Annotated in this window: 8 protein-coding genes; 7 read left to right on the top strand and 1 reads right to left on the bottom strand. The window is 68.4% G+C overall.

The annotated features are described in order from the left end of the window. The 7 genes from KHY18_RS26460 to metC form a co-directional block, all read left to right on the top strand. Positions 1–539 (top strand): rhodanese-like domain-containing protein (locus KHY18_RS26460; RefSeq protein WP_502769425.1); only part of this gene is annotated, 539 nt, incomplete at its 5' end. Between the two features lie 112 nt (positions 540–651). Then, positions 652–1503 (top strand): transporter substrate-binding domain-containing protein, encoded by an 852-nt coding sequence (locus KHY18_RS26465; protein ID WP_213307316.1) that lies wholly within the window; start codon positions 652–654, stop codon positions 1501–1503. Between the two features lie 16 nt (positions 1504–1519). After that, complete coding sequence (locus KHY18_RS26470; protein ID WP_213307318.1) at positions 1520–2269, top strand: amino acid ABC transporter permease; 750 nt, start codon at positions 1520–1522, stop codon at positions 2267–2269. Then, a complete protein-coding gene (locus tag KHY18_RS26475) occupies positions 2259–3083 on the top strand; it encodes an amino acid ABC transporter permease (protein ID WP_213307321.1) in 825 nt (274 codons plus the stop codon). Before KHY18_RS26470 ends, KHY18_RS26475 begins: the two co-directional genes overlap by 11 nt. Continuing rightward, positions 3070–3927: an amino acid ABC transporter ATP-binding protein gene (locus KHY18_RS26480; protein WP_283771375.1), complete on the top strand. Its 858-nt coding sequence runs from the start codon at positions 3070–3072 to the stop codon at positions 3925–3927. The genes KHY18_RS26475 and KHY18_RS26480 overlap by 14 nt, the downstream gene beginning before the upstream one ends. A 20-nt stretch (positions 3928–3947) precedes the next feature. Further along, positions 3948–4568, top strand: coding sequence for a cysteine dioxygenase family protein (locus KHY18_RS26485; protein ID WP_213307324.1), 621 nt, complete (start codon positions 3948–3950; stop codon positions 4566–4568). Further along, entirely contained in the window at positions 4565–5785 is a 1221-nt protein-coding gene (metC, locus tag KHY18_RS26490) for a cystathionine beta-lyase (RefSeq protein WP_213307328.1), read from the top strand. The genes KHY18_RS26485 and metC overlap by 4 nt, the downstream gene beginning before the upstream one ends. A gap of 331 nt (positions 5786–6116) precedes the next feature. Here the strand turns inward: metC and KHY18_RS26495 are convergent. Next, on the bottom strand, positions 6117–7522 hold a 1406-nt coding region (locus KHY18_RS26495), incomplete at its 5' end, for a rhodanese-like domain-containing protein (RefSeq protein ID WP_249729403.1).

The raw sequence follows: 7522 nt of genomic DNA on the forward strand, positions 1-7522 counted from the left end.
TGGGCTATGAGACCGCAACCGTCGAAGGCGGAATCCGCGCGCCCTTGCGCCTGCCCGCCCAAGCCGACGCGGCGCCAACAACTGCGCCGCTGGCTAAGCAAGATCTGGCCGCCTGGGTCGCGCAGCATGCGCCGCTGCTGGTCGATGTACAGCCTTCGCTGACGTACCGCCAAAAGCACGCCGCAGGCGCGCTCTGGTCCCTGCGCCCGCGCCTGGCCGAACAGGTGCAGGCCGCGGCCGGCGCCGATCAGGCCGTGCTGCTGCTCGCCCCCGACGCCGCGACCGCGGCGCTGGCCCTCAGCGAACTTTCAGGCCGCACGCTGCAATGGGCGCTGGCCGCAGACTGGGAAGCCGCGGGCCTGGCGCTGGAGACGACACCCGACAGCCCGGCCGACGTTGACGCGATCGACTATCTGTTCTTTGTGCACGACCGCCACGACGGCAACCTCGACGCCGCGCGCCGCTATCTGTCCTGGGAAACCGGGCTGATCGCCCAGTGCGAGCCCGACGAACTCGCGGCCTTCCGCCTGCCGGCTTGAGAAGAACGCCTTAGCGCGTTGCCCGCATATCGTTCATCGATAAGCTTTGTTGTCGCATCCGCAGGGCTGTCAGAAGATAAGTGCCTATTCGCACTTTCATCTTCTGACCACCATGCGCCACCTCCACGCTTCTTCCCGCTCCATTGCACGGTCGCTGACCGGCGTGGCCGCTGCCCTCACCCTGCTGGCCGGCACGGCCCATGCCGATGCCACGCTCGACAAGATCAAGCAGCGCGGCAAGGTCACCATCGGCGTGCTGGCCAATGGCGGACCGTTCGGCTCCATCGATCCCGCGACGCAGCAGCTCGTGGGCTGGAACCCCGAACTCGCGCGCGCGCTGGCCAAGGGCCTGGGCGTCGAGGCCGAGCTGGTGCAGGTGCAGACGGCAACGCGTACGCAGTTCCTGCAGGCGGGCAAGGTCGATCTGCTGATCGCCTCGATGGAGCTCAACCCCGACCGCGCCGAAATCCTGGGCTATGCACCCACGCCGTTCTTCCGCGTCGGCGGCACCGCAGCGGTGCGCAAGGACAGCGGCATCACCCAATGGTCCGACCTGCGCGGCAAGGCGGTCTGCGTGTCGCAAGGCAGCAGCTTCGCCAAGCCGCTGACGACCGAATACGGCGCCCAGGTCCAGGGCTACAAGAGCTCGTCCGATTCGCTGCTCGCGCTGCGCGGCGGCAATTGCGTCGCGGCCGTGCATGACAGCACGCTGATCCATCCGCTGGTGGGCAAGAACGCCGAATGGGCGCAGTACGCAGCGCCCATCACGACAGAAATCCTGCCCGCGCCGTCGGTCGTCTGGACGCGCAAGGGCGAAGCCGACACCATCGCCGCGGTCGACAAGGTGGTGCAGAAATGGCACCGCAGCGGCTGGCTGATCGCCACCGAAAAGCGCCTGGGCATCACGCCGGCCAACCCTTATCTGGTCGAGCTGCAGGCCAAGCTCAAGACCGCTTCGCGCTGAAAGCCGGAAAACCGCGATGAGCGATAGCCTGATGGTTCAGGGCGTGCAGGCGCTCAAGGCCCTGGGACTGAACTATTCCTTCGTGCTCGACGACATGGAGCGCCAGGCCTTCGTGCGCGGACTGGGCGTGTCGCTGCAACTGTGCCTGCTGACCATTCCCGGCAGTCTCGCGGTGGGCGTGCTGCTCGCCGCGCTGCTGACCTCGGGCCGCGCCTGGCTAGCCAACCCGGCGCGCGCCTTCGTGGAAGTCACGCGCAACACGCCCACGCTGGTGCAGCTGTACTGCGCCTTCCTGGTGTTCAACATGCTGATCACGCAGCAGCTGCGCGACTGGGGCGCGGGCCCGAATCCGCTGACGCCCTTCATCTGGGTGGTGATCGTGGTCTCGCTGCACAAGGGCGTGTTCCATGCCGAAGCGCTGCGCGCGGGCATAGAAAGCGTTCCCGCCACCACGCTCGAAGCTGCGCGCTCGCTGGGCTTTTCGCGCCGCCAGTTGCTGGTGCGCGTGCAGCTGCCGCTGGCCCTGCGCTTCGCGCTGCCGTCGCTGGTCAACAACCCGATCGATCTGGTGAAGATGACGGCCGTGGCCTCGGCGATCGCGGTCGGCGACGTGACCTATCAATCGATCATGATCTGGACGCAGCGCGACAACGTGCTCGAGTTGCTGCTGCTGATACTGCTGTGGTTCGGCCTGCTGACCTGGCTGTTGAGCCTGGCGGGCCGCTGGCTCGAACAACGACTGAGGATGCCCGGCTATGGCCAATGACGCCACCCTGTCCAGGCCTGCGGCGCTGCCGCGCGGCGCCTTCACCACGGTCGCGCGCCACGCGCGCAGCCCCTGGCTGATCGCCGGCCTGGCGCTGCTCGCGCTGCTGACTTTCTGGAGCGCCACGGGCACCACGCCGGTCGCCGTGTCGCTGCTGTGGAAATGGCTGCCGTCGCTGCTGCGCGGCCTCTGGGTCAACATCGAAATCAGCGTGCTGGCCGTGGCGCTGGGCACGGTCGTGGGCCTGGTGATAGGCGCGCTGCTGCTGTCGCCCTCGGCCATCGTGCGCCGCCTTGCACGCCTTTACGTGCAGGCGTTTCGCAATGCGCCCGTGCTGGTGCTCATCTACTTCACCACCTATGTGTTTCCCTTCGAAGTGCATATCGTGCAGTGGAGCTTTCCCTTCCCCGACTGGGTCAAGGTGGTGCTGGGCCTGGCGCTGCCGACCAGCGCCAACGTCGCCGAAATCTTTCGCGGCGCCATCCAGTCGATTCCCAGCGCCCAATGGGAAGCCGCGCAGTCGCTGGCGTTCAAGCGCAGCGAGATCTTCCGCCTGATCGTTCTGCCCCAGTGCCTGCGGCGCATGCTGCCGCCCTGGATGAACCTCTACGCGAGCATCACCATGAGCACCTCGCTGGCCTCGCTGGTGGGCGTGCACGACGTCGTCGACATGGCGCAGATCGCGAGCAACACCGTGGTGCGCACCGACTTCACCATCCTCGTCTATTTCACGCTGCTGGCGCTGTTCTTCGCCTACTGCTATCCGATTGCCCGCGCCACTCGCGCCCTGGAGCGACGCCATGAACGCCACTGATTCCTTCTTCTCCACGCCCGCGGCCCAAGATATCGAGGCTCCGCTGGTGCAGCTCAAGGACGTGCATCTGTCCTTCGGCGACAACCATGTGCTCAAGGGCATCAACGTCGAAGTGCGGCGCGGCCAGGCGGTATCGATCATCGGGCCGTCGGGCTCGGGCAAGTCGACCATCCTGCGCTGCATCACAGGCCTGCTTCGGCCGCAGGCCGGCCAGATCAGCGTGGGCGACACGCGCGTCGACACGCTGCGCACCGAAGCCGAGCTGATCGCCCTGCGCAAGCGCGTGGGCTTCGTGTTCCAGCAATACAACCTGTTCCCCCACCTCACGGTGCTGCAGAACCTGGTGATCGCGCCCACGCGCGTGGTCGGCCGCAGCCGCAGCGTGGCCGAGCGCGATGCGCGTGCGCTGCTGGAAAAAGTGCGGCTCGCGCACAAGGCCGACGCCTATCCCGGCGAGCTGTCGGGCGGCCAGCAGCAGCGCGTGGCGATCGCGCGCGCGCTGGCCATGCAGCCCGAGCTGATCCTGTTCGACGAAGTCACCTCCGCGCTCGACCCAGAAACCGTGGGCGAAGTGCTGACCGTGATCCGCGACCTGGTCAAGGAAGGTATGACCTGCGTGCTGGTCACGCACGAGATGCGCTTTGCCGAGGAGATCAGCGACCAGGTCTATTTCACCGAAGCCGGCAGCATCGTCGAGCACGGCCCCGTGGCCCAGATCTTCGGCGCGCCGCGCAGCGAGCGCACGCGCCAGTTCCTGCAGCGCGCCCTGGGCGAAGGGCAGCGCGCGCGCCCCGCGCCGCCCGCCGAGGCGCTGCGCTTCAACCAATTGCGTTTCGCCCTGTAGTTCATTTCAAGAGGCCCACCATGACCACCACCGCCCTATCCGAACAACGCCGCGCCGCGGTAGCCGCCACCCTCGCCGATGTGCGCCAGCTGCTCGCCGCAGGCGCACCCGACCGCGCCGCGCTGGCCGCCATCACCGCGCGGCTCGAAGCGCTGGCCGCGCAGCGCGAACTGTTCACGCGCGCCGACTTTCCGCCGCCAGACAGCGGCCAGGGCGTGGGCGCGTCGACACGCTACCGCCTCAACGCCGAAGACGGCGACGAAGGTCTGGCGCTGTACCTGAACTCCATCCTGCCGGGCAAGACCACGCAGCCGCACAACCACACGACCTGGGCCGTGATCGTCGCCGTCGAAGGCCAGGAAGTGAACCGGCTGTACGACCGCACCGATGACCGCAGCAACCCCGCGCAGGCGCAGATCCACCTGGCGCGCGAGTTCACCGTGCAGCCCGGCGCGTCCATCGCCTTCCTGCCCGACGACGTGCACAGCATCCATGTGGTGGGCGAGTCGCCCACGCTGCACTTCCACCTCTACGGCAAGCCGCTCGAACGCCTGACCGGCCGCATAGGCATAGACGCCGCCACGGGCGCGATCACCAACTACAACGCCACCCACTTCCAGCCCAGCAAGGTCGCCGCATGAGCAACAATTCCTCTTCCCGCCTCGGCCGCGCCACCCGCCTGCTGCACGCGGGCTCGCCCGATCTGCGCGGCGGCTCGGGCCCGGTCAACGTTCCCGTGGTGCGCACCAGCACCGTGCGTTTCGAGAGCAGCGCCGCCTACGCCGACCACCACCACCGCCGCAGCGCGGGCGAGCGCCTGGCCACCTACGGGCGGCACGGCCTCGACACCCACCGTGCGCTCGAGGACGCAGTCACCGCGCTCGAAGGCGGCCACCGCGCGTTTCTCACGCCTTCGGGCCTGTCGGCGATCACGCTGGTGCTGGTGGCCCTGCTGTCGCCCGGCGACCATGCGCTGGTCGCCGACAGCGTCTACTCGCCCGTGCGCCGCGTCGACGACTCGCTGCTGCAGCGCCTGGGCATCACGCTCGAATACTTCTCGCCGTCGCAGGACGACCTGGCCAGCAAGATCCGGCCCAACACCAAGCTGGTCTACCTCGAATCGCCGAGTTCGCTGCTCTACGAAGTGCTGGACCTGCCCGCGCTCAGCGCCGTGGCGCGCGCCCATGGCATTCCGGTCGCGACCGACAACACCTGGGGCGCGGGCTGGTTCTACCAGCCGCTGGCGCTGGGCGCGAACATTTCCATTCACGCCGCGACCAAGTACATCTCGGGCCACTCGGATGTGATGCAGGGCATCGTCGTCACCGATTCACCGGAACTGTCCGCGAAGATCGCGCTCGCGTACGAAGCCCTGGGCCTCACGGTGGGCGCCGACGACGCCTACCTCGCGCTGCGCGGCCTGCGCACGCTGCCCGTGCGCCTGGCCCAGCACCAGCGCCATGCGACCCAGGTCGCCGAATGGCTGCTCGAGCAACCCCAGGTCAGCCGCGTGTTCTATCCCGCGCTGCCGTCCGACCCCGGCCATGCGCTGTGGAAGCGCGACTTCAGCGGCGCCAACGGCCTGGTGTCGTTTGCGTTCGAGGAAGGCGTGGACGCGCGCGCCGGCGAACAGTTCATTGACGCGCTGCGCTTCTTCGGCATAGGCGCTTCCTGGGGCGGCTATGAAAGCCTGGCCCTGGTGGCCTCGCCCGACCGCCTGCGCGAGCACAGTTTCTGGAGCAGCACGCAGCCGGTCGTGCGCCTGCATGTAGGCCTCGAAGATCCACAGGATTTGATTGCGGATCTGGAGCAGGCGTTCGAGCGGGTGGCGCAAGGCGTGGAGTTGGCGGCGGCGTAAGCCGTGCCATCGGGCGACCATTCAAAAAAACAGCTTCGCTTGGTTGCTCAGCACGAATTGCTGATGGCCGTTCGCCCTGAGCTTGTCGAAGGGCGTCTCCACGCCTAGGCCAGTGCGCACCCGTTTATCCCTCGCCGGGCGCGTCGCACCATGAACGGCCCGTCCTCATGACTTGAGCGCAGGCCGTTCATCCTTCGACGAGCTCAGGACGAACGGTTTTTTGAGGCCACACCTCACTCCCCCCAAACAACAACGGCGCCAAAAGGCGCCGTTGCTGTCTGCCATCCCGCGGCGGCCTCCCCAGGCCGCCGCGTTCCCCCTTGCGTCCCAACTAACCCGCTACAGGCAGCAGCCGGATTCCCGTTGTTCCTTCGCGCTCCAGCTGCGCCACCAGGCCCAGCTCCCAGTCCAGGTACTGCTGGAAGCCCGCGTTGCGCAGCTCCAGGTCATGGTGGGCATAAGGGCTGTACCAATGGTCGTCATCGCCGGTCAGCACGCCTTCGGCGCCCTGGGCCACGGGCAGATCGGCGGCCACCCAGGCGGCCGTGCCGCCCGCGATCGCGCGCACATCGCGTCCGGTGCGGGCCGCGAGTTCGGCCGCGACGCTGCGTGCCAGCACGCCGTCGGGCGAATGCAGCAGCACGGTCTGCGCTTCTGGCAGCTCGGCCACCAGCGCTTCGAGGCGGTCAGGCACCGCAAAGCGCGCGCCCGCAATGTGCTTCTTCTCGAACGCCGCGCGGCGGTCGATGTCGAACACGCTGGCGGTGCCGGCCAACAGCTGCGCCTGGGCCTGCTGCGGCGACACCAGCGGTGCGGGCGCGTGCAGCGCCAGCACGCGCACCGGCTCGGCGCCGATCTCCAGCGTGGGCAGGGCCGGCGGCGTGTACAGGAACACTTCGTAGCCGCCGAGCTGGGCCAGCCAGGCGCCCGTGGTCAGCGCGCGCACGCCGTCCCAGTCGGCGAGCACGATGCGCGCACCGCGCGCCGCCGCGTATTCGTCCGTGGCCTGCACCAGCTGGCCGCCCGGCGCCCAGCGCCAGCCCGGCAGATGGCCGGCTTCGTATTCCTGCTCGGTGCGCACGTCGAAGCGGTAGAGCGAACGCTCCTGCACTTCGGCTTCGAAGCGCGCGAGTTCCGCGCCATCGATGCGCTGCACGCCCGCGCGCTGGGCCACATCGGCCGCGCGTTCGCGTGCCTTGGCCAGCGTGTCGGGTGCGGGTTCGGGGAACGTCGCGCCGCGGCCATGGGCCAGCGTGCGGCCCGTCAGCAGCCAGTCCATGGTGCCGTTGCGCAGCGAGGCCACGCGGTTGGGAATGCCGGCGTCGATCAGCGTCTGCGCGCCGACGATGCTGCGCGTGCGGCCTGCGCAGTTCACCACCACGAAGGTTTCGGGATCGGGCGCGATCTCGCCTATGCGATAGACCAGCTCGGCACCCGGCAGGCTGTGCGCGAACGGCAGGCTGAAGGCCGCGAACTCTTCGGGCGTGCGGCTGTCGACGACGACGATGTTGTCGCCGCGCTCCACCCGCTGCTGCAGCTCGTCGGAAGTGATCCAGGGTGTGTGCTTCTCGTGCTCGATGACTTCGCCGAACGCCTTGCTGGGCACGTTGGTGCCGCTGAAGATTTCAAAGCCCGCGGCGGCCCAGCCGTCGGTGCCGCCTGCGAGCACCGACACATTGCGCCAGCCCAGGCGCGCGAGCTTGGCCGCGGCCTGGTGCGACAGCGACTCGTCGCCGT

The organism is Acidovorax sp. CCYZU-2555 (genome assembly GCF_018413525.1).
Classification (GTDB): Bacteria; Pseudomonadota; Gammaproteobacteria; order Burkholderiales; family Burkholderiaceae_C; genus Comamonas.

Coding starts and splice junctions, on each gene's coding strand:
- KHY18_RS26475 (WP_213307321.1), top strand. CDS start 2,259: ATGGCCAATGACGCCACCCTGTCCAGGCCTGCGGCGCTGCCGCGCGGC.
- KHY18_RS26485 (WP_213307324.1), top strand. CDS start 3,948: ATGACCACCACCGCCCTATCCGAACAACGCCGCGCCGCGGTAGCCGCC.
- metC (WP_213307328.1), top strand. CDS start 4,565: ATGAGCAACAATTCCTCTTCCCGCCTCGGCCGCGCCACCCGCCTGCTG.
- KHY18_RS26470 (WP_213307318.1), top strand. CDS start 1,520: ATGAGCGATAGCCTGATGGTTCAGGGCGTGCAGGCGCTCAAGGCCCTG.
- KHY18_RS26465 (WP_213307316.1), top strand. CDS start 652: ATGCGCCACCTCCACGCTTCTTCCCGCTCCATTGCACGGTCGCTGACC.
- KHY18_RS26480 (WP_283771375.1), top strand. CDS start 3,070: ATGAACGCCACTGATTCCTTCTTCTCCACGCCCGCGGCCCAAGATATC.